The following is a 21,999-nucleotide window of genomic DNA, read 5'->3' on the forward strand; positions in this document are numbered from 1 at the left end:
CTCTATTTACAATAGACCGCCGGTCCGCGCCCGAGCCTGATGCGTCTGCATGCCGCCGGAAAGCACTTTTACCTGAAGACCGTTCTGCTCCAGGAGACGATACGCGTAATAGGCCCGCTGCCCGACGCCGCAGATCAGCCAGATTTCCCGCGTCCGGGGCAATTCGTGCAGCCGGTCGCGCAGGGATTCCAGTGGAATGTTCTGTGCGTCCGGAATATGACCGCCGGCGTACTCGGTCTCGCTGCGGACATCCACCAGCAGGGCCGCGGTGGAGCCCAGCGCATCCCAATCCGCCAGCTGCAGATCGCCGCGCAGATGGTTGGCGGCCACCATGCCGGCCATGTTGACCGGATCTTTGGCGGCGCCGAACTGGGGGGCGTAGCAAAGTTCCAGATCTTCCAGGTCATACACCGAAGCCCCCTGTATCATGGACGTGGCGATGACATCGATGATCCGCGTCACGTCAAGCTCGCCGACGGCCTGTGCGCCCAGAATCCGGCCGTCGGCTTTGGCGAACAGCAATTTGATGTGGATCGGCCGGGCGCCCGGAAAATAACTCGCGTGGTGACCGGGATGCAGATAGACTTTCTCGAAATCCATGCCGGAGCGCTGGAGCTGCTTTTCATTAACGCCGGTACAGGCGACGGTAAGTCCGAAAACGCCGCACACGGCCGTGCCGAGCACGCCCTCGAAATCCAGAGGCGGCTGCGTTCCAATCTCCTGGCATGCGAAATGATGGAGAATGGCGGTGGCCGCCACGCGCCCCTGCCGGTTGGCCGGGCCGGCCAGCGGCACGAGCTGCCACTGCCCGGAAATCCTGTTTTTCACTTCCACCACGTCGCCTACCGCCCAGATGGCTTCATCGCTGGTGCGCTGGTAAGGATCGACCCGGATGCCGCCGAGTTCGCCCAGTTCCAGCCCGGCATCACGGGCCAGCGCGGCATCGGGGCGCACGCCGATGCCCAGGATGACCAGATCGGTGCTCAGTGTCGCGCCCTTCGACGTGCGCACGCTCAGGCCGCCCTCGGGGAGTTGTTCGAAGGCCTCGACCGCTTCGCCCAATCTCAGCTTGACGCCGTTGGCTGTCAGGCGTTCGGCGGCGTAGCCGGCCATTTCCGAATCCAGCGGCGGCATGACCTGATCGGACAGTTCCAGCAGAGTCACCTCAAGCCCCAGCCCGACCAGGTTTTCAGCCATTTCCAGCCCGATGAAGCCGCCGCCCACGATCAGCGCGCGCGAGGCATGCTCGACGGCGGCCTTGATCTTCCGGCTGTCGGGGATGTTGCGCAATCCATAAATGCCGGGCAGATCGATGCCAGGCAGGGGCGGACGAATCGGCTGGGCGCCGGTGGCCAGGACCAGCGCGTCATACGATTCTTCCCGCGTGGCGCCGGTCTTGAGATCGCGTACTTCGATCATTCGGGCCTGCCGGTCGATGCGTGTGACTTCCGTTTCCGTATGGACTTCGATGTTGAATCGGTGCTGGAACAACTCCGGGCTGGCCACCAGCAGTTTGGCTTCCGACTCGATGACATCGCCCACGAAATAAGGCAGGCCGCAGTTGGCAAAAGATACATGCGGCCCCCGTTCGAACACGACGATCTCGCAGGTTTCGCAGAGCCTGCGCGCACGCGCCGCACAGGTGGCGCCGCCGGCTACGCCGCCGATGATGAGAATACGTTTTTTTGCTGCATTCATGAACTTAAATCTCCTGATTAAGTGATTAGCTGATTATGTTTTCAGGTTAAGTCAGCCGTCGCTAATCGGAGACAGGACTTTCCATTGTACCTCACCCTCGGGAAACCAGCCCTTGTTCTTCAAAACTTCGCCCCAACCGGTCGAGCCGACTTGTACCTCGTCAATATCGAAATCGCTGAGAAACCAGGAAGGCTGCTCGGACGGGACGACCCGCTTAAACTGGTTTATAAAATACCCTTTGTCTGGCAGGAAAGCATCGGTATCGACAGCTCGCCACTCGTTTAACGGTCCTTGAATATCCATAAGATCAAGCCATGTTGCTTGACCTGAAGCGTCTGAAATTTCAATTCTCCAACTCGGCATAGTGGCAACCTTGAAAATAAATACTGGATATTTACCGGTAATTTGAGCATCAATCCTGCAGGATTATCCGTATGAATTGACCTGAGCCGATATCGAACTCGCCGACGATATGACTCCTGCCGGGATAATCGGGCTCATACACATTGATATGCACGCGCCCCGGCATATCACGCGGGTGATGAATTACCCAGGCGCCGGGAGGAACATGACCGCAATCTCCGGGAGGCGGTTGATGTCCGGCCGGACGATCGGGATACCAGATACGGCATTCGCCCGGAGGCGGATAATGACCCGGGGGAATGTCAAGATGGGTATAACCATGCTCATGGAAGTAAGATCCATGATTATCATTTTCCCAACGGTCATCGTGCCGGCCTCTCTCGTGCCCCCGATCTTTCTCGAAGGAATACCGGCCTTTTTCCCTTCCCTTTCCTGATTCGTCCTTACCCTCATCAGCATACGCAACGCCGATAGCGCCTGAGAGCGCAACGGCGCAGAGCATTTGAATAACTGGCAACTTCATGGTTCTCGCCTATAGAAATTAAAGATAAATAACCTGAATATTTCACCACGAAGGACACGAAGTACACGAAGGCTTTTCAATTCAATTACTTGCAAATATTTCATGATGAGCTTATGAAGTTATCGGTGGTAAATGATAACGCCATGATTTTCTTCGTGTTCTTCGTGTTCTCTGTGGTTTCATGAAATATCCGGGATAAGCATCCGGCAAATCTTAACAGCAGAGCAGAATGCACGTTTATTGATATTCAACCAATGATTATCTGAATTCAAGTATCTTATAATTTGCTCAATCCCGGCTAATAAAAGTTACTTTTGAGAAAGGCTTATCAGTTTTTTAGTCTGCACGCGCAAACATATAACTTGTATTGATATAGAATAACAGGATGATTTTTAGATATTGCCGCTTCACGTTTTAAAAACATTATTTTTTCTTTTGCCGCGCTCTTAAACCATGCCTGGAATCACGCTTTTCTGTTTACTGCTTTGCAGTGTGTTCATTAGGGTATTGCCTGTCTCTAATCAATATAAACGGCCTTTTGACATCCGGCGATACTTAATCCTGCCTGCTTTGGCGCTGACAGGGCTGCAGGGTTATCCGCTTATCGCCTCGGGAGAAGAGTACGGCAGAGACTTCAGGAATTATAGGGACTATAGCGGTTATAGGGATTACAGAGATTACGACGGCTATTCCGAGAGAGATTACGGTAGAGGCTACGGCAGCGAGTACGGCAGCGCGCCGGCGTTGAACGATACCCGCACTCCGTCTGGCACAACAGCTTTTGAACAGCAGCTTGTACAATCCATTTATGCCAACTGTTATCAAAGCCAGCGCACGTCCGTTGCCAATTACGGCGTCCCTGAAAATTTGATCATGGACTATTGCGGCTGCGCCAGCAAGAATATGGTGGGCCGCCTGAGCTATGACGATTTCAAGTTGTTGGAAAAAATCCAGAACACTGGAACGCCACCGCCCCATGAGCTTAAACAAAAAATGGAGTTTGTCGCCATGACCTGCCGAAAGACCTCGATCGATAACGCATTGCCAGGCGACTCACCAAGCGATTTCGAAGTCATGGACCCGGTTTCCGATCCCGCCATGCTAAGACGATAATTTTTCCATCCCTGTAAGCGCTGTTCACAGACTACAGCGCCCTTGATTCATTTAAAAACTGAAAAAACAAATGTTCAAATTGAAATTATTAGCCGGCAGCCTGTTAGTGCTTGCCGTTATTGCCAGATCCTATTTCAGCCCTTCTTTATTCATGACGGAATTCCGCGAGGTGCTTTTTGAAAAAGACCCCGGTCATTTAACGGCATACATCGATTTTGAAAAACTCAAAACCAATACCAAGGCTGCCGTCAGCGCTAATATCGGGCAGATAGCCCAGCCAAGCAATCCGTTCTTCCGGATGGGCGCGGCCATAGGCAATCAAATGTTCGGTTCGATTATCGATACCGGGACCACTCCGGAAGTCGTCAAAGTGATTTTGACCAGCAAGGGAAAAAATCAGGAAAAGCCCGAAGGTATGTTTGCCTATGACTTCCAGTATGTCGATTTCAATAAGGTCAGGGTCAATTTTGACGATGATACGGTCATCACCCTGGAGAGGACGGGCTATTCCTCCTGGATGATTGTCGCCATCGAAAAAGCCGGGTAATTTTGTCAAAGACATAGTCTTCCCTCTGTTAAGAGAACTCAGACTCCGGTAACCGGGACTAAAGACCGGCGGCAACTGATTCAGGTCGTCCGTCATCCTGAGCTTCAGTTTTCATGACACGCGGCCAGTCTGAAGCTTTCGAAGTATGGCGATAATGGACACTATCGAAGGCATCGAAATACGTAAATAGACTGCCTTTCCGTGCGATTTAAATAATTAATCATTAGGTAACCCCCGGCTGTTCCCCCCCCGGGTACCTCAGGCCTTAACAGTTTCGCGCTAATGCTGTGAAAGCCAAATAAGATATTTCTTATGCCTTACATATATGTCTATGATATAAATGTAATTTGCATATATCCAAGAAGGAGATTTCCATGCCTACTATTCATTCTGAGCTCAGAGCCGAGCTGGACAAGATCTTAAAGCAATTGTTATCCGAACAGCAGGCGTTGAGCGACCGCTTGCTTGAGCAACATCACTACCCGTTATGGGCGCAGCACTTTGACGCGCCGGCGGACCGCGAACAGTTGGCGGCCTTTATTAAACTGGTAGTCTATGCCAATGACGAAATGAAGCCTGGAGAGACGCTCAATTACATTGGCATGTGCGGGACCGATCTGGCCACGATGGAACAAATTGAGCGGGTAAATCAATTGCGTCACGGTTTGCAGCGCTTGCTAATGCGCATGGACAAGATTTTGGTCAAGCTGGACGAGACCCAGATGCCGCTGTCGAAATATGCCTTGGAGCGTATGGGATATGCCCGTTTCAGCCGCCGCCAGGCAAGCCGGAAATTCTTCTATTTTCCCCATGCCCTGGAATCGATTTCTTTTACCTGGTTCCGCTCCCGCATGGTATCGAGACTGAGCGTGGCCGATGCGCAGCATCTGCTGGAAAAGAAAATTAGCGGCGGCGGTGAAGCGGCCTATATCGCCGGCTTGAAAATGCAACTGAAACTGCTGGCCACGATTCCGTTCGATGAACCTCTGGCGCAAGTCTCGCCGCCCTCTAATCATCCACGCGCCAATATTGCCTGGTTCGATGAAAACAGAATTTTGCGCCGAAAAGTCTGCATGGCAGTCGGGCCGGTCTTTTTCCTGGCCGCCGAGCACACCTCCCTGCCCCGCTTCCGGGCCTTGTCGGAAAATCCGGAGAACAAACCCTTGCGCCTGAAACGTATCGATGTCGAAATACAGGATGAAGTTTTTCTGCCCTCGATTAAAGTGCACCGGTACTTGCCTGAACTGCGAGAGAAAAAGAAAAACGAACAGGAGCATTGATCTCACAAGAGACAATTTGCAATACCTGTGAACTGCCGGTAGAGTTCCGGCTCTTACTTTTGACTGATTGAGTTACTTCAGGAGCCATGCAAAATGAACATGTATTCGAAATTCCGTATGTTCGGTCCGGGCTTGGCGGCCGGACTGTTTTGCCTGTCGGCATCAGCGGCCGATTTTGATCGCGCGGCCATAGAACAGCTGCTTGCTAAAGCGGACAAGGCGCATCCTGCCGACCTGCGCCGAAAGGACCTGACCGACCTGGACTTGTCCGGACTGGACTTTCGGCATGCCGACCTGTGGGGCGCGGACCTGCGCAGAAGCAACTTGAGCAACAGTAATTTATCGGGCCTGGTCCTGGATTTGACCGTCATGTCGAAGATCAATCTTTCCGGTGCTGATTTGTCCAATACCAGTGTTTTCGGCGTGCACATGGTCGGCGCCAATCTGAGCCACGCCAATCTGGCCGGCAGCCGGTTTATCGCCAATCTTGACCGGGCGAATCTCAGCCATGCCAACCTGTCGCATGCCGACTGGGGCGTCGATATGAAAAACCAGCCAATGGGCTTGATGCGGGTCAGCTTGAATAATGCCAATCTGTCCGGAGCCAATCTGTCCGGCGCCAATATGAACAAATCCCTGATGCGAATGGCCAATCTGTCCGGAGCCAAGCTGAAAAATGCGATATTATTCGACGCCGATCTTTCCAGAGCCAATTTTTCCGGCGCCGATCTGACGGGTGCCGATCTATCGGGCGCGCGCTTGAAGGATGCCGATTTCACAAACAGCACAGTGACCGGCACGAAATTTAACCGCATTAAAGACAAGGCAACACTGCGAGGCCTGGATTCCAGCAAGGGCATCGAATCCGCTGTGTTTGATTAATCGCCATTCAGGCATGAAAGTAATGGCAGCCGCCTATTGGAACAGTCCGAGGAAAGAGCCCGGATGCAGTGGGATATTTCGTTTTAATGCCTCTGTCAGCGCGTCCGCCGGAGGCGCTGACAGACAAACGCCGCTTTAATGGACGATCACTTTCTCGACCACTTTCTCGGCTTTTCGCTCCTCATACTTGCCGATCGTCAGTAAATCCCATACCAGCAACCCCAGGCCGGCCGCCGTCACCAAGCCAAAGAACATGCGCCAGTTCATGGCATGCTGAAACGAGGGCTGGTTCTGCGCGGCAAAATATCCGGCCCAGGTCGAGCCTTCCACGGCCCGCTCGATAAACGACTGTTCGTAACCGGCGATCAGCAGCGCGACGGTCATGCCGACCACACCGGCATTCAACAGACCCAAGGCCCATTTCCAGCGCCAGGCATGCCGGGTGCCGGCGGCCATCCAGACATTGCCTCGCCACTGCTGGATCGCCAGATAAAAGAAGGCGATATTGATCGTGGCGTAAGCGCCGAAGAATGACAGATGCCCGTGCGATGCGGACCACTGCGTGCCGTGCGTGTACAGGTTGATCTGGGGCAATGTATGCATAAAGCCCCAGACGCCGGCGCCGAAAAAATTACCGAAGGCGTGGGCGATGACCCAGGCCAGCGCCGGATGATTGACCGTTTTGAATGCGTGCACGCCGGAATCGTAAATGGCGTGCACGACCATCGCGACCAGCGGAATCGGCTCCAGCGCCGAGAAAAAGCCGCCTACCGACAGCCAGTATTCTGGCATGCCGATCCAGAAGTAATGATGGCCGAGCCCCAGGATGCCGGAACCGAACATCAGCGCGACTTCGATATACAGCCAGGTCTGCACGATCTTGCGCCGGACGCCCAGAAGTTTCATCAGCGACCAGGCCATGATCACGCCGACCAGCACTTCCCAGGTCGCCTCGACCCACAGGTGAATCACCCACCACCACCAGTACTGATCATGGGTAATATTGGTCATGTAAAACATGCCGGCCAGATAAAGCCCCACCAGCGCAATCAGGTCCAGAACCAGAACCCCGGCGATGCCGGACCAGTTACCCTTGCTGAACGTCGCCACCACATTGTAGAAGAACACCAGCATCACCGCCGTAATGCCGAGATCGGCCCAGCGTGGCGCCTCGATATACTCGCGGCCCTCGTTGATGAACCAGAGGCTGGAATCCTTGCCCGGGCCGACCTGCACAAACAGATAGACCAGCACCACGAGCGTGACGGCGCCGGTCAGCACCCAGAAGGCGATATTGGCCCATTTCAAGCCAACGATCTCGGTGCCGCTTTCGTCTTCGATCAGCCAGTAAATAGAGCCGATGAAGCCGTACAGCATCCATACGATCATGGCGTTGATGTGCACCATGCGGTTGACGTTGAAATCCAGAATGCCGTACAGAAAACCGGGATAGATGAACTGCAGGGCCGACAGCAGACCGAACAGTATCTGGGCGACAAACAAAATGACCGCCACGGTGAAATATTTGACGGCCAGTTGTTGTCCGGCGGTCAGATTGCTGCTGTCGAGGTTTACCCAGGCTTTGAATTTGTCCCGGTAAATTCGCGCCTTATCCAGGACCGAAGCCGGTTTGGGAATGACGTTGTCTAATTGGGGCGTGTTCATGATCATTCCTCCGCTTCGATGGTCTTGAAGTTATACGGAAAACCGTTGGTATCAATACTGGACATCCATTTTAAAAACGCGACCAGGCCTTCCGCTTCCTGCTCGGTGATGCCCAGATTGGGCATTTTGCGGTTGCTGCCGAAGGTACGGGCATTGCTCTCGGGATTCATCAGAAACTTGACCATCAGATCCTCGCGCAACTCCTTCGAGAGCCAGCCCTGATCCAGCCAGGCCTTGGTCAGGTCAGGCGCGTAATAAGCGCCGTTGCCCAGAATGGTATGGCAATTCATGCAGTTTCTGCTCTGAGCGGTTTTCTTGCCGAGATCGACCAGCTGCTCGGCTTCCTGTTCGCTCAACTGCTTGCCGAATAAAAACTCATCTCCGCCGATGACCGGCACTGATTTATTGAGTTCCTTGTTGAACCGGTAGTCGATTTTCTTGTTGATGACCGAATAAGGCGGCACCCGCTTGCCGCCCGCCGTGGTCTGACTCAACGAATCCATCGTCAATACGATCAGAATCACAAACGATCCGGCGGTGACCCAAATGGCGGTTTTTTTCCAGAATGATTCCGAAGCCCATAGCGGTGTTTCGTTCATTGCTCATCCTCCTGTATTTTTGTTTTTATTGAGGTATCATCAGGATGGCCATGCGTTTTAACGCACAGATGCCAGATACCGATCGGTGCAAAGAAATAGCCGATCACCATCGCCACGGAAATAATCAGCCAATAACCTTGAAATTGCGCAGCCCGTGTCAGTTCGAGCACTGACGCAACCAGCACGGCATAAGCCGCCAGAGCCCCTATTTTGATACCGGTATGTGAGTTGATTTTGGACCAGGCGAACAGCAGCGCGTAAGCGGCGCCGGCCAGAATGATCAACGCCGAGGAAAAGAACGTGATAAAGAAGTCTTTTAAAGCAACGGGTTCAATCATGGCCGGTTGAAAGAGGTCGGTAATAAAAATCGCCACCGAACTTATGGTAACGATTATGGGCGAATGAATTCACCCCTACAATTTTCACAGCTTACTGTCCATCTCGGCGGGAAACAAGCAAAACCTCTAAGCCCTGCGACACTAAAAAGCAAAACTCAGCCGCAACACACTATCGCCACCCGGCTAAATACAAGAAATTTATCTATTGAGGCCGCGCCTTCATGGACGATCGGCTCAATCAAGCGAAGTGGATGCCACATGAAAGGCATCCGCATAAATGTCTTTCAGGCTCGCGCCGTTAAGATAGGCCTGTCTTTTTGTCTCGTTGACCATTTCCGGGTGCCCGCACAGAAAGACTCGCCAGCCTTTCAGATCAGGCAGCCGGCTCAAGGCGATGTCATTGGCACGGCCTACCGCCACGCCTTCGGGCGAGTCGCCGCGCGATACGCAGGGCGTGTAATGGAAATTCGGATATTGCCGTTCCAGTTCCAACATTTCTTCAATCCAGTAAAGCCCATCCATTTCACGGCTGCCATGAAATAGATGAATATCTCCGGTATGCCCCTGTTGCAATGCTTCGGTTATGATGCCCGCTAACGGTGCAAGGCCGCTGCCCGTACCGATCAACAGCATGTTTTGTTCGAATCGGGTAGGCAGATAATAGCAAAGCCCCTGCGGGTCCGAAACGGCGATTTTATCGCCGACCAGCAGTTCCTGATGAACCCATTCACTGAATCGTCCGCCCGCCAGGCGGCGGATATGAAAGGTTAATTTTTTGTCGTGCAGCCGGCTGTTTGCGATTGAATAGCTGCGCATCAGGCCGTCTACGCGTTTGAGATTGACGAATTGGCCGGCATAAAAATCCAGTGGTTCCTTGCATTCGACCGTCAACAACAGGGTTTCCTGATTCAGCGGTCGTTTTTCCATCACCGTGCCCTCGGTAAAGAACTCCGGCTGTTGGCTTAGGGTAATGGCCATGTCTTGTTCCGGATAACACAGGCAGGCCAGAAAATGCTTCTGCTTGCGCAATACATCTTTCAGGCCGCTTTGCGCGGCCACTGGCGGCTCAACATCCAGGCTGCGCACCATGCAGCTTTGGCAAGCCCCTTGCTTGCAACTGTTCGGAATGTCGATATTATCGCGCAACAAGGCGTCAAGAACGGTTTCGCCCTCATAACAAAAACTGACTTGATCACCTAGCGATATTTTCTTCATGGCCAATACCCAAGCTTTCTTTAACTATTTACCCAGAACGTCACTGCGCGTACTTTCCGCAATTGCGGCAACTTGCGCGATCAATTCCTGTGGAACATTCAATTCCTGTAAAGTTCCACTTAGATGTTCCATCACCGCATCAAAATGCGAATTATCCAGGCCCATCTTGACCAGTCTGGCATGCGCATTGCGCATATCGGTGCCGTTGTAGTTATTAGGGCCGCCAAAAGCCATCGTTAAAAAAGCTTTTTGCTTTGCCGCTTGCTGTTCCATATCGGTATTGTCAAAAAAGCGGTTAATCCGATGATCGCTTAAAACCTTGCGGTAAAAAATATCGACCGCTGCATTGACAGCCGCTTCGCCACCGAGTTGATCATAAAGTGTCAGTGTAGGTGTTTCACTCATCGTTAAGTACCTTTAAAAATTATTATTAAATAGTTATGGGAGGGCATTAGTGCCCGAAAATTAGTTTAGTATCGATACTTAACTTTTGCAATATTTATATGACAAAAGGGGATTGCATACACTATAATTTTTCCATCCTTATCATCTTCAGTTGATTGATAACTTTTGAATATTTATTAAAGTTAATCGCAATGACAGCAAGAAATACCCATGACTGACGGAACAAGCTCGCGCCAAGATCAGATATTAAAACTGCTGCTGAACGCAAGGCGAGGCATGAGCCTTGATGAAATCGCCTCAGCGCTGAATATCTCTAGAAATGCCGTCAATCAACATGTGGTCAGCCTCGAAAGTAGCGATCTCATAAAAAAAGACACTTTCAAAATCACCGGCGGGCGGCCATCCAGAAATTATGTCCTGACGGAAAAAGGCATCAACCGGTTTCCCAAACAATATGCCTGGTTCTGTAATTTAATGCTGGCGGAACTCAAGGCGGAAATGGGCGATGAAGCTTTCGGGCGTTACATGGCAAGGCTTGGCGCCAAGTTCGCGCAAACGCTGATGGCGCAATTCAACGATAAGGAACCGGGGGACAGGATCACCGCACTGGTTGAGACCATGCAGGCGCTAGGCTATCACGCAACGGAGGAGCAGAACGCCCCGACGCCGAGCATACGTGCCTTCAATTGCGTTTATCACGATCTTGCCCAGCAATTTCCGGAACTGTGTGAATTCGACCGGGCCTTGATGTCCGCGTTACTGAACCGGCCGATCGAACAAACCGAGTGCATGGCGCGTAATGACTGTTCCTGCAAATTTATTATCAAAAATAACTGACAGACCGGTGCCGGCAGTCGGCGAAGCGCACCAGCCCCCTTCCCTTCATGTCCGTCCGGTTCATCACGGCCTAGCCGGCGCCAAGCCCTTCTTCCTGTAGCGCCCTTTTTACCGCGGGGCGATCGGCGATCTTGTTCTGGTATTGTACCAGGGGCGGCCAGCGTGAAATATCGATCGCCATCAGTTTTCCCCAGCGCAGCATGACAAATAAATAAGCGTCCGCGACGGTAAAATCACTGCCCAGAAGATAAGGTTGCGAGGCAACCTGATCCGCCACCCATTGAAAACGGGATGCCAGTGTTCTCCGAAACAGTGTCTTGGCCTCCGCGGGCATGTTGGCATTGAACAGCGGCGAATAAGTCTTGTGCAATTCGGTGGAAATAAAATTCAGCCATTGCTGCAGATTGTAACGCTCGAACGTACCGGCTTCCGGCGCCAATCGCTTCCCGGGCGCCTGATCGGCGATGTATTGAATGATAGCGGGCCCTTCCGTCAGTTGGCGCCCGTCATCGAGCACCAGTACCGGCACATAGCCGTTAGGGTTCACAGTGCGGAAATCCTCGCCGGTTTCCGTCTTCTTTTCCTGCAAATCAACTTTAATGAGTTCAAACGGCAGTTCCGCCTCGCATAACACAATATGAGGCGACAGCGAACAGGCACCTGGAGCGTAGTAGAGTTTCATCGTCAATCTCCCGAAAGGTTTCACCAAAGAACTTGACTGAATTACGTCGGTTTTGCCGGCCGATGCCGGGGAGCCAAAGGAACCGGATTTTTTGAATTTGGATAGTCCGGTTTTGAGAGTTGTTCAAAAAAAATGGTCGGAAACCTATAATCATCGATTTCGGAATTGTTTATGACGAATATCGAACCATGCCTGATCTGTATCGGCCGGACCGTTATGCTGCTGCTGGCCGCCAACGGCGCGCCGGTTTTAGCTCGCCGCTGGTTTAAAGCCCGGTTCAGCTGGCCGGTGGATATGGGACTGACGTTAGGCGACGGCTATCCGCTGTTCGGTTACAGCAAAACCTGGCGCGGCATCGTCATTGCGGTCATCGCCGCCTCGCTCGTTGCCCCGGTCCTGGGGCTGTCCGCGCAAGAGGGCGCCTTATTCGGCCTGGCGACCATGTCGGGCGACCTGTTGGCCAGTTTTATCAAACGCCGGCGAGGCCATGCCGAAAGCAGCCGGGTTCGCGGCGTTGATACCATCCCCGAATCCGTCATGCCTGCGCTGTTGTTGCGGACGCAACTGGGCCTGGGATGGCTGGATATTTTAGCGATTGCCCTGATCTTTTTTCTGGTTGAAATCTTTCTCTCGCCGGTCCTGTATCGGCTTCATATCAAAAACCGCCCTTATTGACCGGTTACTCTCCAAAAGTCGTATCAGACCGGGCCGTTGCTATTGGAAAAATCGATCACCCAGGCGGCAGGAAAAAAATGAGAGACGATGTAGGCGCCCAGATTGACCCACTGCTCTACCGCGTCCAGGACGGCCGAATCGGACGTAATCGCCACTTGCTCGGCGCGAATGATGAATTGGTCGGGGTTATCAATTAACGCGGTCTGCCAGCTCCAGCCCTGCTCCTGAGCGATTTCGCGCACCAGGACCGCTAGACGCCCGCTGTTGGAAACGGGCCTGTCGAAAAGCCACAGCACGTTTTCCGGACTGAAAGATTCGAGCACTCCGCCGATAAGCGCGATCGCCTTGCCGGTTTCATTGACCTGCCGATAAGTGCCGTGGATGCCGGCAATATCGCGGATACAACCATCCCGGCAGCGCAGCACGACACCGCCCGCCATGAGAGTCTCTATCGTAATGATCAGGTTAAACCCGTCAATAACCAATTGCCGGTCCTTGACAGCCTCGACCGGCAGACACTTGCCGGATCTTAATTCCCGGCTGGCATCCGAACAAGCCGCCCTGGCAATAGCCAGGCGCTGGCGTTTAAGCAGCTGATAGTGATCGCCTACCAGTTTGATGGCCGAAGGCCGGGCATAACCGCGATTAAGCAGCCAGCAAAGATCATAAACCGCCTGATGCAAACGCAGCAAACGCCCGCCGCTGAATAGCGTTTTGTCGCCCAGATGCGCGTTTCGGTGCCTTTGTTCATGCGTATTCATATTCTGCCTCATGATAGCCGGCGTCAACGCATCGGCTTCGACTCCATGTGCTCCTGTCTGCCGGCTATCAGCATGCGCGCCAGCCTGCGCAAGCCGTCAGTGGAAATCTCCAGGCCGAACGGCGCGCCCAGACTCTCAAGTTCATACATGACATCGGTGGCGGCTATGAAGGTCAAATATTGCATGCCCTGCATGCCGGGCACTTCCCTGGCGATGGTTTTCAGGACGGGCGCCAGGCGCACCCAGGTCTCGGTAAAAAATACCCGGACCGGATCCGCGCCGCTGCTATCCTGGCCTTTCAGGCCGGCCTGGAAAGCGGCCCTCGAATCGAGCAGAATTTCCATTAAGGTATCACGCAGCTCTTGCGACTGGGTATCGTCGGAGGCCTGTTTGATCGCCGCAGTCAGAAACTCATCCCATTGCTGCCAGGCGGCCGCCCATTGCTGCTGCTCCGCTTCGTTGAGGGCCTGGACCGGCGCTTGTTTGACTGCCGCCATTTGAGCCGGCGCATTAAAGGCGAGATTAACGTTAATGCCGTTATCCTGAGCCTGAATATGGCTGAATTTCAGCGTGTCCAGCATGTCCTGAAATTGCGCGGCATTCTGCTTCGGTAAAAATCTGGCCAGCGTTTGCTGGATTTCAACCCGGGATTCATTCAGATCCACTTTCACCGCTGCCAGTTTGGGCTCGGCGACGCGCCTGATCAAGTCCTGCAATTTGTCGATCGCCAGTTGGCGGCCTTCGCGGTCGTAGGCATTGGCTCGGGTAATGGGGAAAGTCACGACCGACTGTTCGGCGTTAAGGGTCGGCTGCTGGAAAGTCTCCAGGATGCCGTCCCAATCCAGCATGGTCACGCACTGCCCGCCGAATCCGGTCCCTAACCGGGCCTGAACGTCATTCAGCAAGCGCACCTGACCATTTTGACCGCTGACCTGAGGGTTGGAAAACTTTAGAAAACTACAACCTTGACGGTCATTCCAAAGCTTGGCGGAATGGCCTTCGTCTTTATACAACTGGGTATTCAGCGCTTTTTCAATCAAACCGTAATCGATCTGCAGCGGCACATTGATCTGCCCGGCAAAACCGGGAGTTGAAAGCATCATTGCGAGACTGAGAACAGTCGCGGTGACATATTTTTTCATGCATTTTCTCCGGAAAAATCAAGCGGCAGTCGGCGGATCGGCCTGCCCCTGTGTCTTATTTCGCCTTGCTGCCCCCGGCTTCCTGCCGGGCGATGATCTCGGCGGTGACCGGTTCAGGCGCTGCCGGCTCCCTGGGCAGATGCCTGGGCCGGGTAAACTGGCGGCCCATGAACAAGTCATTGCTGACCGTGAGCACATCGTGCAGCCATCTGGCTGATGCCCGGCAGCCCGCCGAGTACGGCGGTTCCTTGCACAGATCCACTTTCTGGTCTCCAGTCAGATTGAAATGCAGGCCGGGCAATGGCCGCACCCGCATATCAGGCATGGAATCGGTGTAATCCATGATCGTCGGCTCATTGAAATTCAACAGGTTAAGTATCATTTTAGGCACCTGATAAAGTGGCATGCTGCCGAATTTGATCGGCCCGCGTTTGCCATCGATGATCAGCATCGGCGTGCTGACATAGAACTTGAACATTTCCGCCGTAAAGTCGCTGCGATTGGCCGCCAGCACGCCTGAATCGACATAGCCGGCAAAATTCTCGCCCAGGAAAGGCAGGTGGTCGCCGAACAGCACGATGATGCCGTCCGGGTCGCGTTTGCGCATTTCATTAATGAAATCCATCATTTCGCGGGACTTGTAATAGACCGTATTGGCATAGCCCGATACTTCCTCGACCGGCGAGGGTGACGTTATCTTATTGGGCCGGCTTTCGCTCAAAGGGTAATTCCAATGGCCGAAATAGGTCACGATGTAATCCAGAATCGGCTGATGCGCATCCAGCGCCGGCTGGATTTTCTCCATGACCTGCCGGTACAGAGAGACATCCGACAGAAACTCGCGGTTCATGTCGTCCTTGACAAAATCCTGCAGCGACCAGTAGGTCTGGAAACCGATGCGCCGATAAGCATTCACGCGATTCCAGAAGACCGGCACATTAGGGTGAGAGGCCATGGTTTTGTAACCGTTTTCGCCAAGAATATGCGGCAGGCAGGGGACATCGTTCAATAGCCGGCGCTCGAATTTGACATTATCCTTGACGACCGGGAATCCGCACAGGACTTCAAATTCCGAATTGGCGGTATAACCGCCGAACACCGGCGCCATGGCATGAGAGTAACCGGCTTTTTTCCAAAGTTTACGAAATTCCGGCGCAAGGGGATTTTGTTGGTACCGGGCTTTCTTTAATTCATTCGGATCCCAGAAAGACTCCAGCAAGACAATATGCACGTTGCGCGGCGTAAATGCAGGCCCGCCGACTTTCTTCGGCACAGCCGCCAGCAGGTTTTCGGCCGATTCCTGTGCCCGGTCCTGATCGGGCGTCACATCGGCGTCGGCGAACCGGCGCGCACTCTCCTGAATGGTGTAAACGGTCGCGCCATGCCATAAATAATTGGAGCGCTGATCCCATACCGAATTGCCAAAAAACTGATCGAGCGGTTTGACGATTGAGGTCGGTTCATAAACCAGGGTAATGCTGAACAAAAGTACGACCAGACTGGCGAGATAGGAACTCCAGTGGCGCATGCTGAAGTTGTACAGCAACAGGCTGGCAATGGCGGCCAACGGCACAGCCGCGGCAAAAAACCGCCATCCGTCAAGAATCAGCAACAGGGAACGTAATGCATAAATATCATCCGGCATGATCGGGCCGCCGAAAAAGGATATTTTTATGGCATTACCGACATACAGTATGCCCATCACCAGGGACTGAATCACCAAAAAAATCCACAGGCTTTTTGAGAAGGCAAAAAGCAGATAGGCGATAATAATTTGCAGAAGATAATCGTACGGCACCGCCTTAAAGTGGATCTGCACATCGAATTTGAAGACACTGATCAGGTAATACAACGCATACAATACCGTTGTGGAAATAACGGGCAATAATTTTGATAACATGGCTAACAATGATATTCCAGAAAACAGTCAAATCAGGGTGGCGAACCGATTTAGTTTATCACAACCGTTCTTGCTGCCTGCCCTGCCCGCAGGCATTTATTTTTCATCATCCTCTACTATTGCCCGCCGCGCTTTATCCAGCATAGAATGCCTGTCTCTTTCACTTATTTTGGGGCTTCACAATGTCAGATAAAATTTGGTTCAGAACCGGCGAAGCGACGGTATTTTCCAGCGAAGGCCAAGGCACGGACGCCATGCCTGAAATACTCATAGGCGATGTCAAGGGCCCCGCGGGGCATGCCTTCGCCAATCTGATGGGGCAAACCGAAGGCCATACGCGCATGTTCGCCATTCGCGCCTGCAACCAGCAGGTACGCCCCGCCACCATCATGGTTCCGAAAGTCACGATCAAATCCAGTGCCTATGTGAATTTATTCGGCGGCCCCGTGCAATCCGCCGTCGCCGATGCGGTGCTGGATAGTGTGATAGACGGTGTGATTCCGGCCGATCAGGCCAATGATTTGTGTATTATCGCGATGATCTGGATTGCACCTGAATGTGCAACGGACCCGGATCTGGATCGCAAGGATTTATACCGTACCAATTATGAAGCCATGAAACTGGCGATTTCACGCGCCATGAGCAATTCACCCGGCATTGAGGAACTGATTGCCAACCGCAAGAAAATCGTCCATGAAATGTACGACCCGGAAACCGGCGAATCCCAGTGGTAATTTTGCAGTAATATTCCCGACGCCCGGCCAGGGTATCCAGGCCGGGCGTTTTGCCTCTTAAGCCAATCCCGCCAGACCTCCCGACCATCCTTACCGCTGACGCCCTGCTGAGCGTCCGGGCAGGTTTTTATTTGCTCATGTCCGCTTAAGGTTCATGGTATATTTTAATGAACGAGACCTCTGCTATAACTCAATTTACCCGCATAACAACAGTTGGACCATGAGTAGAATTGAACTTGATGCCTGCGCCGAATGTGATTTATTGCTCACCCCGGCCCGGCCTGCTGTCGGCGACAAGGCGCGCTGCCCCCGCTGCGGCTATCTGCTCCAGCGTCCGCGCAAGCAAAGCGTTGCCCGCACGTTTGCCTTGTCCCTCACCGGCTTGATACTGATCCTGCCGGCCAATTTGTTGCCGCTGGTCGGCATCAAAGTGTTGGGCAATACCCGCGACGGTACATTATGGTCCGGCGTGTTGACGTTATACCGGGAAGACATGTGGGCGATCGCCATACTGGTGTTTTTATCCAGCATTCTGGTCCCCTTGATCAATATTGTTTTATCCGTACTGGTCAGCGGCCATCTTTATTTTCGGCGGCCAAACCGGTATTTGCCCTACTGGATGCGCTGGTTGCAACACCTTGAAGAATGGGCCATGCTCGAGGTTTATATGCTGGGCATTATCGTCGCCTGCGTTAAGCTGGCATCGATGGCTGATCTCCGGTTCGGCTTCGGTTTGTATGCCTTTATTGCCTTATTGATCGTAAACGCCCTGCTGGCCAGTTGTCTGGATCCTTACCTGTTCTGGCGCCGCATCGAGCAATTGCAGCATAACCATCGCCATGAAAACTGAAATGAACGCGCTGGCACAAGGGTTTGTCCGCTGTCATGATTGCGGCTGTTTAACAAAAATCCCGGCGGCAAACCGTCCCCGGCATTGCCGGCTTTGCGGCAGCCCGCTGCATGCGCGACAGGCGAACAGCCTGCAGCGCACACTGGCCCTACTCATTAGCGCATTCCTGCTTTACATTCCGGCCAACCTTTACCCTATCATGACGGTCACGCAATTAACCGCCGGCGAACCGCATACGATCATCGGCGGCATTATTGAACTGATTAAAGGCGACATGCTGCCGATCGCGATACTGGTCCTGGTTGCCAGTATTCTGGTGCCGCTGCTGAAACTGCTGGGCATCGCCTTATTACTGCTGTGCGTGCATTACCGCTGGCAGGTCGACGCCCACAAATGGACGGTCATGTACCGCATTATCGCCTTTGTCGGCCGCTGGTCCATGCTCGATATTTTCATGATTTCCATCCTTGTTTCCCTGGTCGATCTGGGCGGCATTGCCCGCGTTATTGCCGGGCCCGCGGCCACAGCCTTCGCCGCCGTCGTGGTTCTCACAATGTTTGCGGCCAAAAGTTTCGATCCACGCCTTATCTGGGACAACCAACGCTAAGTATGAACAATTTCAACGACTCTTACGACGCCGCAGACGTAGCGCTCCATCAAAAATCCGAATTGCCGCTGGTCTGGTTCTTGCCCATCATTGCGCTGCTGGTCAGCGGTTGGCTGATCTATAAAGCCAGCATGGAAAAAGGTCCGGTCATCACCATCACCTTCCCGACGGCGGAAGGACTGGAAGTCGATAAAACCAAGATCCGCTACCTGGATGTCGAGGTCGGCAAAGTGACGGCCATTTCCATTAACGACGACAACAAGACCATTCGCGTGACAGCCCGGATGAACAGTACGGCCGCCGGTTACCTGAAGGAAAACACCAGTTTCTGGGTCGTGCGCCCGCAAGTCGGCCTGGGCGGCGTTTCGGGGCTCGGCACCTTGCTATCGGGCCCCTATATCGGCATAAAGCCCGGCGATGGCCGCAAGCAGGAGCATTTTACCGGTCTCATTGCGCCGCCGCCGTTGAAAACCGATGTCGAAGGCACGCAATTCATATTGGAAACCAGCAACCTGGGTTCGATGCGCCCCGGCACGCCGATTAATTTCCACGGCATTATCGTCGGCGAAGTGCTCAGCCATGAGTTGTCCGCCGAGGCCAATGCCATACATTTGACGATCTTCATTAACGCCCCTTACGACCAGTTTGTCAGGAAAAACACCCGCTTCTGGATAGACAGCGGCGTCGATTTATCGGCCGGCGTCAATGGCTTTAAAGTCAGAACCGGGCCGCTGATCTCGTTGTTAAGCGGCGGCATCGCTTTTCGGGCATCGGCTCATGATACAGCCGCCGACATCCAGCCTGAAAACACGCTTTTTCAGTTATACGATACCTATGAGCAATCGACCCAGACGGTCTACGCCCATACCTTGAAATATGTCATGTATTTCCAGGGCTCACTACGCGGCCTGACCGAAGGTGCACCGGTGCATTTGCGCGGCATCCCGATCGGCAAGGTCACCAGCATCCGCCTGGAATTGGACAAAAAAACAGCGGAAATTCGTGTGCCGGTCATCGTGGAACTGGAGCCGGATCGCATAAAGAAAGTGAACAACCAGGCCGGCGTCAGCGATAAATCGATGCTCGAAAGGCTGATCGATAAAGGCTTGCGTGCGCAATTACAAACGGGCAGCCTGCTGACCGGGCAGCTGCTGGTCGACCTGGATTTTTATCCGGACACTGAAGTTATCCTGAGCGCCAACACGACGCCTTACCCCCAGTTTCCGACCACGGCCAGTTCCCTGGACCAGTTTACCCATGCGGCCAATATCATCATGGACAAGGTTGCCAAACTGCCATTGGACAAACTGAGCCAGGACATCGACGCCACGCTGGTATCATTGCAGGGCACGTCCAACGCGGCGACCGACATGCTCCATTCAGCGAAAGGCACGCTGGGGCATGCCGACAATACGATCAGTTCGGCCCAGCAAGTGTTAAACACCTTTGAGCCCGGCTCCACGACCCACTACGAACTGGAACAACTGCTCCGGGAGCTGACCCAAACGGCGAAATCGGTCAAACAACTGTCCGATTATCTCGAACAGCATCCGGATTCATTGATTCGCGGTAAAGAAGAGGAATAAACACGCATGCAATTTTCAAAATGGATAATCGTTGCCAGTCTGCTGCTGTCGGGCTGCGCGTCGACGCCGCCGACGCAGTTTTATGTGTTGGAACCGTTAGACGAGTCCGCGCCAGCGACAACAGGCGCAGTCAAAAAACAGTTGATCGGCGTTGGTCCCCTCTCCATCCCGGCCCTGATAGACCGCCAGAAAATAGTGACCCGCACCCCGGCCAACACCATAGAAATCGCCGCGTTTCACCAATGGGCCGCACCGTTAAAAGACGACATGACCCGGGTATTAACGCATAATCTTTCCCTGCTGCTGCCGGCCGATATCGTTCGCTCCTATCCCTGGGGCGCATTCGGCTCGGTCGACTATCGCGTGATTATCGATGTGGTCCGGTTCGATACGCGGCCCGGTCAATCCGCCAACCTGGAAGCCGGTTGGGCCATCATGAATGAACAAAACCACCAAATCCTGACCCATGGCCGCTCCAAAATCGAACAGCCGCTCGCTGACACCTCGCATGCCGGCACGGTCAAGGCATTGAGCGCGCTGCTCGCCGAATTCAGCCGCGAACTCTCCCTGGCGCTGGCCGAGTTAAACTAATCAACCATCAGCCGCCGGCCTGTCCTGAACGACGGCCTGATGCAACGGAAGCGGTTTGCCGACTTGCCTTACGGGTATCGGATGCATTCTTTTCTTATACCGGGACAGGATACGTTTGACATAATTTTGGGTTTCTTCATAAGGCGGCACGCCATGGTAGCGTTCGACCGCGCCTTCGCCCGCGTTATAGGCGGCCAATACCAGCTCTACATTGCCGGAGAAATGGTGGATCAGCCAGTTAAGATAGGCCGTGCCGCCTTTGATATTCTGAACCGGGTTCCAGGCATCCCTGACGCCGAAGCGTTCAGCCGTCGCCGGGATCAGTTGCATCAGTCCCTGAGCGTTTTTATTGGATAAAGCCCTGGGATTGAAGGCTGATTCAGCCTGGATGACAGCCAGTACCAACTTGGGATCGATGCCGTATGCCGGTGCTATTTTATTAACCCAGGACTCGACAATTTTGCGCTTGGCATGGCTGGCATACGGCCGGCGCGCCACCCTCGACTCCGGGTCACAGGCCGAGTCGTAAACGGGCTTGACATGTTTATGGTGTTTTACCATGCGCTGGGAATAAGCATCCCCTTTGTCGGCGGATTGGCGGAACCAATACATTGAAAGCGACAGGTCGCGCGGCACGCCGCGCCCGTAAAAATACATGAAACCGAGATGATAGGACGCGATCGCATCGCCCCTGTAGGCGGCCCGGCAGTAATACTTGAAAGCTTTTCTGTAATCTTTTTTAACGCCGCGGCCATGCTCGTAGGCTACAGCCATTTTTCGGATGCTTGCCGCCTTATGGTCAACCTTGGCTGCTTGCGCCCAAAAAGAACAAAGGGTTAGCAGTACGACGATCATTACTGTGTTCCAACTCATGCCACTCTCCACTCTGTGTTGCACGAGATTGATTTAGAGCATGTTGCGTGCCAGAACTGTAATTGCCTTATTTTCTATAATGTTGAGGCTGAACCCTGCCGACCGCTTATCGGTAAGTGTAAAATTTACCGAC

At 53.4% G+C, this 21,999-nt stretch carries 24 protein-coding genes; 11 read left to right on the top strand and 13 right to left on the bottom strand.

Annotation, left to right across the window (positions count from 1 at the left end):
* Positions 1 to 6: 6 nt before the first annotated feature.
* From METMA_RS0121130 to METMA_RS27250, 3 genes are all read right to left on the bottom strand, one after another.
* Complete coding sequence (locus METMA_RS0121130) at positions 7 to 1,698, bottom strand: FAD-dependent oxidoreductase (RefSeq protein WP_020161110.1); 1,692 nt, start codon at positions 1,696 to 1,698, stop codon at positions 7 to 9.
* Between the two features lie 51 nt (positions 1,699 to 1,749).
* The gene (locus METMA_RS0121135) at positions 1,750 to 2,001 is read right to left on the bottom strand and encodes a hypothetical protein (RefSeq protein ID WP_040590754.1); all 252 of its coding nucleotides are present in this window, start codon (positions 1,999 to 2,001) and stop codon (positions 1,750 to 1,752) included.
* Positions 2,002 to 2,110: 109 nt separating this feature from the next.
* A complete protein-coding gene (locus METMA_RS27250; RefSeq protein ID WP_156830578.1) occupies positions 2,111 to 2,584 on the bottom strand; it encodes a hypothetical protein in 474 nt (157 codons plus the stop codon).
* A gap of 570 nt (positions 2,585 to 3,154) precedes the next feature.
* Here METMA_RS27250 and METMA_RS0121150 point away from each other — a divergent pair.
* From METMA_RS0121150 to METMA_RS0121165, 4 genes are all read left to right on the top strand, one after another.
* Positions 3,155 to 3,697, top strand: a complete 543-nt coding sequence (locus tag METMA_RS0121150; protein ID WP_020161114.1) for a hypothetical protein — start codon at positions 3,155 to 3,157, stop codon at positions 3,695 to 3,697.
* A gap of 70 nt (positions 3,698 to 3,767) precedes the next feature.
* Entirely contained in the window at positions 3,768 to 4,244 is a 477-nt protein-coding gene (locus METMA_RS0121155; protein ID WP_027147517.1) for a DUF2939 domain-containing protein, read from the top strand.
* A gap of 374 nt (positions 4,245 to 4,618) precedes the next feature.
* Positions 4,619 to 5,524, top strand: coding sequence for a hypothetical protein (locus tag METMA_RS0121160; RefSeq protein ID WP_020161115.1), 906 nt, complete (start codon positions 4,619 to 4,621; stop codon positions 5,522 to 5,524).
* Between the two features lie 93 nt (positions 5,525 to 5,617).
* A complete protein-coding gene (locus METMA_RS0121165; protein ID WP_020161116.1) occupies positions 5,618 to 6,406 on the top strand; it encodes a pentapeptide repeat-containing protein in 789 nt (262 codons plus the stop codon).
* A gap of 135 nt (positions 6,407 to 6,541) precedes the next feature.
* Here METMA_RS0121165 and METMA_RS0121170 read toward each other — a convergent pair whose 3' ends face one another.
* The 5 genes from METMA_RS0121170 to METMA_RS0121190 all read right to left on the bottom strand — a co-directional run bounded on the left by METMA_RS0121170 (position 6,542) and on the right by METMA_RS0121190 (position 10,628).
* Positions 6,542 to 8,077 carry a cbb3-type cytochrome c oxidase subunit I gene (locus METMA_RS0121170; RefSeq protein ID WP_020161117.1) on the bottom strand — a complete coding sequence of 512 codons (1,536 nt, stop codon included), beginning with the start codon at positions 8,075 to 8,077 and terminating at the stop codon, positions 6,542 to 6,544.
* Positions 8,074 to 8,670 (bottom strand): c-type cytochrome, encoded by a 597-nt coding sequence (locus tag METMA_RS0121175; protein WP_020161118.1) that lies wholly within the window; start codon positions 8,668 to 8,670, stop codon positions 8,074 to 8,076. Before METMA_RS0121175 ends, METMA_RS0121170 begins: the two co-directional genes overlap by 4 nt.
* Positions 8,667 to 9,008 carry a hypothetical protein gene (locus METMA_RS0121180; protein ID WP_020161119.1) on the bottom strand — a complete coding sequence of 114 codons (342 nt, stop codon included), beginning with the start codon at positions 9,006 to 9,008 and terminating at the stop codon, positions 8,667 to 8,669. The genes METMA_RS0121175 and METMA_RS0121180 overlap by 4 nt, the downstream gene beginning before the upstream one ends.
* Positions 9,009 to 9,242: 234 nt before the next feature.
* Positions 9,243 to 10,223: a 2Fe-2S iron-sulfur cluster-binding protein gene (locus METMA_RS0121185; RefSeq protein ID WP_020161120.1), complete on the bottom strand. Its 981-nt coding sequence runs from the start codon at positions 10,221 to 10,223 to the stop codon at positions 9,243 to 9,245.
* Positions 10,224 to 10,247: 24 nt separating this feature from the next.
* Positions 10,248 to 10,628: a group I truncated hemoglobin gene (locus METMA_RS0121190; RefSeq protein WP_020161121.1), complete on the bottom strand. Its 381-nt coding sequence runs from the start codon at positions 10,626 to 10,628 to the stop codon at positions 10,248 to 10,250.
* Between the two features lie 210 nt (positions 10,629 to 10,838).
* Here METMA_RS0121190 and METMA_RS0121195 point away from each other — a divergent pair, with 210 nt between their 5' ends.
* Positions 10,839 to 11,465: a helix-turn-helix transcriptional regulator gene (locus tag METMA_RS0121195; RefSeq protein WP_020161122.1), complete on the top strand. Its 627-nt coding sequence runs from the start codon at positions 10,839 to 10,841 to the stop codon at positions 11,463 to 11,465.
* Positions 11,466 to 11,535: 70 nt separating this feature from the next.
* Here the strand turns inward: METMA_RS0121195 and gstA are convergent, their stop codons facing one another.
* Entirely contained in the window at positions 11,536 to 12,147 is a 612-nt protein-coding gene (gene gstA / locus METMA_RS0121200) for a glutathione transferase GstA (RefSeq protein ID WP_027147519.1), read from the bottom strand.
* 171 nt (positions 12,148 to 12,318) lie between these two features.
* On the opposite strand from gstA, the gene METMA_RS0121205 reads away from it, so the two are divergent.
* Complete coding sequence (locus tag METMA_RS0121205) at positions 12,319 to 12,822, top strand: CDP-archaeol synthase (RefSeq protein ID WP_020161124.1); 504 nt, start codon at positions 12,319 to 12,321, stop codon at positions 12,820 to 12,822.
* Positions 12,823 to 12,845: 23 nt separating this feature from the next.
* Here METMA_RS0121205 and METMA_RS0121210 read toward each other — a convergent pair whose 3' ends face one another.
* Genes METMA_RS0121210 through METMA_RS0121220 form a run of 3 tightly spaced genes read right to left on the bottom strand, consistent with a single transcriptional unit; the run spans position 12,846 to position 16,625 of the window.
* On the bottom strand, positions 12,846 to 13,583 hold the full coding sequence (locus METMA_RS0121210; protein WP_036249583.1) for a DUF434 domain-containing protein: 738 nt from the start codon (positions 13,581 to 13,583) through the stop codon (positions 12,846 to 12,848).
* A 23-nt stretch (positions 13,584 to 13,606) separates the two neighbouring features.
* Positions 13,607 to 14,725 carry a hypothetical protein gene (locus METMA_RS0121215; RefSeq protein WP_020161126.1) on the bottom strand — a complete coding sequence of 373 codons (1,119 nt, stop codon included), beginning with the start codon at positions 14,723 to 14,725 and terminating at the stop codon, positions 13,607 to 13,609.
* Between the two features lie 55 nt (positions 14,726 to 14,780).
* Positions 14,781 to 16,625: an LTA synthase family protein gene (locus METMA_RS0121220; RefSeq protein ID WP_020161127.1), complete on the bottom strand. Its 1,845-nt coding sequence runs from the start codon at positions 16,623 to 16,625 to the stop codon at positions 14,781 to 14,783.
* Between the two features lie 182 nt (positions 16,626 to 16,807).
* Here METMA_RS0121220 and fae point away from each other — a divergent pair, with 182 nt between their 5' ends.
* The 5 genes from fae (at position 16,808) to METMA_RS0121245 (ending at position 20,993) form a co-directional block, all read left to right on the top strand.
* On the top strand, positions 16,808 to 17,359 hold the full coding sequence (gene fae, locus METMA_RS0121225) for a formaldehyde-activating enzyme (RefSeq protein ID WP_020161128.1): 552 nt from the start codon (positions 16,808 to 16,810) through the stop codon (positions 17,357 to 17,359).
* 220 nt (positions 17,360 to 17,579) lie between these two features.
* A complete protein-coding gene (locus tag METMA_RS25290) occupies positions 17,580 to 18,209 on the top strand; it encodes a paraquat-inducible protein A (protein ID WP_020161129.1) in 630 nt (209 codons plus the stop codon).
* On the top strand, positions 18,199 to 18,816 hold the full coding sequence (locus METMA_RS0121235) for a paraquat-inducible protein A (RefSeq protein WP_020161130.1): 618 nt from the start codon (positions 18,199 to 18,201) through the stop codon (positions 18,814 to 18,816). The genes METMA_RS25290 and METMA_RS0121235 overlap by 11 nt, the downstream gene beginning before the upstream one ends.
* A 2-nt stretch (positions 18,817 to 18,818) precedes the next feature.
* Positions 18,819 to 20,402 carry a PqiB family protein gene (locus METMA_RS0121240; RefSeq protein WP_020161131.1) on the top strand — a complete coding sequence of 528 codons (1,584 nt, stop codon included), beginning with the start codon at positions 18,819 to 18,821 and terminating at the stop codon, positions 20,400 to 20,402.
* Between the two features lie 6 nt (positions 20,403 to 20,408).
* A complete protein-coding gene (locus METMA_RS0121245; protein ID WP_020161132.1) occupies positions 20,409 to 20,993 on the top strand; it encodes a PqiC family protein in 585 nt (194 codons plus the stop codon).
* On the opposite strand, the gene METMA_RS0121250 is transcribed toward METMA_RS0121245, so the two are convergent.
* A complete protein-coding gene (locus tag METMA_RS0121250) occupies positions 20,994 to 21,866 on the bottom strand; it encodes a transglycosylase SLT domain-containing protein (RefSeq protein WP_036249592.1) in 873 nt (290 codons plus the stop codon).
* Positions 21,867 to 21,999: the final 133 nt, after the last annotated feature.

It is taken from the genome of Methylobacter marinus A45 (genome assembly GCF_000383855.1).
Taxonomy (GTDB): Bacteria; Pseudomonadota; Gammaproteobacteria; order Methylococcales; family Methylomonadaceae; genus Methylobacter; species Methylobacter marinus.

Excerpts from the sequence above, each read along its gene's own strand:
- METMA_RS0121215 (WP_020161126.1), bottom strand. The coding sequence starts at position 14,725 with ATGAAAAAATATGTCACCGCGACTGTTCTCAGTCTCGCAATGATGCTT.
- METMA_RS0121135 (WP_040590754.1), bottom strand. The coding sequence starts at position 2,001 with ATGGATATTCAAGGACCGTTAAACGAGTGGCGAGCTGTCGATACCGAT.
- METMA_RS0121190 (WP_020161121.1), bottom strand. The coding sequence starts at position 10,628 with ATGAGTGAAACACCTACACTGACACTTTATGATCAACTCGGTGGCGAA.
- METMA_RS0121130 (WP_020161110.1), bottom strand. The coding sequence starts at position 1,698 with ATGAATGCAGCAAAAAAACGTATTCTCATCATCGGCGGCGTAGCCGGC.
- METMA_RS0121185 (WP_020161120.1), bottom strand. The coding sequence starts at position 10,223 with ATGAAGAAAATATCGCTAGGTGATCAAGTCAGTTTTTGTTATGAGGGC.
- METMA_RS27250 (WP_156830578.1), bottom strand. The coding sequence starts at position 2,584 with ATGAAGTTGCCAGTTATTCAAATGCTCTGCGCCGTTGCGCTCTCAGGC.
- METMA_RS0121175 (WP_020161118.1), bottom strand. The coding sequence starts at position 8,670 with ATGAACGAAACACCGCTATGGGCTTCGGAATCATTCTGGAAAAAAACC.
- METMA_RS0121180 (WP_020161119.1), bottom strand. The coding sequence starts at position 9,008 with ATGATTGAACCCGTTGCTTTAAAAGACTTCTTTATCACGTTCTTTTCC.
- METMA_RS0121245 (WP_020161132.1), top strand. The coding sequence starts at position 20,409 with ATGCAATTTTCAAAATGGATAATCGTTGCCAGTCTGCTGCTGTCGGGC.
- METMA_RS0121220 (WP_020161127.1), bottom strand. The coding sequence starts at position 16,625 with ATGTTATCAAAATTATTGCCCGTTATTTCCACAACGGTATTGTATGCG.
- METMA_RS25290 (WP_020161129.1), top strand. The coding sequence starts at position 17,580 with ATGAGTAGAATTGAACTTGATGCCTGCGCCGAATGTGATTTATTGCTC.
- METMA_RS0121210 (WP_036249583.1), bottom strand. The coding sequence starts at position 13,583 with ATGAATACGCATGAACAAAGGCACCGAAACGCGCATCTGGGCGACAAA.
- METMA_RS0121195 (WP_020161122.1), top strand. The coding sequence starts at position 10,839 with ATGACTGACGGAACAAGCTCGCGCCAAGATCAGATATTAAAACTGCTG.
- METMA_RS0121235 (WP_020161130.1), top strand. The coding sequence starts at position 18,199 with ATGAAAACTGAAATGAACGCGCTGGCACAAGGGTTTGTCCGCTGTCAT.
- METMA_RS0121155 (WP_027147517.1), top strand. The coding sequence starts at position 3,768 with ATGTTCAAATTGAAATTATTAGCCGGCAGCCTGTTAGTGCTTGCCGTT.
- METMA_RS0121250 (WP_036249592.1), bottom strand. The coding sequence starts at position 21,866 with ATGAGTTGGAACACAGTAATGATCGTCGTACTGCTAACCCTTTGTTCT.
- fae (WP_020161128.1), top strand. The coding sequence starts at position 16,808 with ATGTCAGATAAAATTTGGTTCAGAACCGGCGAAGCGACGGTATTTTCC.
- gstA (WP_027147519.1), bottom strand. The coding sequence starts at position 12,147 with ATGAAACTCTACTACGCTCCAGGTGCCTGTTCGCTGTCGCCTCATATT.
- METMA_RS0121165 (WP_020161116.1), top strand. The coding sequence starts at position 5,618 with ATGAACATGTATTCGAAATTCCGTATGTTCGGTCCGGGCTTGGCGGCC.
- METMA_RS0121240 (WP_020161131.1), top strand. The coding sequence starts at position 18,819 with ATGAACAATTTCAACGACTCTTACGACGCCGCAGACGTAGCGCTCCAT.
- METMA_RS0121170 (WP_020161117.1), bottom strand. The coding sequence starts at position 8,077 with ATGATCATGAACACGCCCCAATTAGACAACGTCATTCCCAAACCGGCT.
- METMA_RS0121205 (WP_020161124.1), top strand. The coding sequence starts at position 12,319 with ATGACGAATATCGAACCATGCCTGATCTGTATCGGCCGGACCGTTATG.
- METMA_RS0121160 (WP_020161115.1), top strand. The coding sequence starts at position 4,619 with ATGCCTACTATTCATTCTGAGCTCAGAGCCGAGCTGGACAAGATCTTA.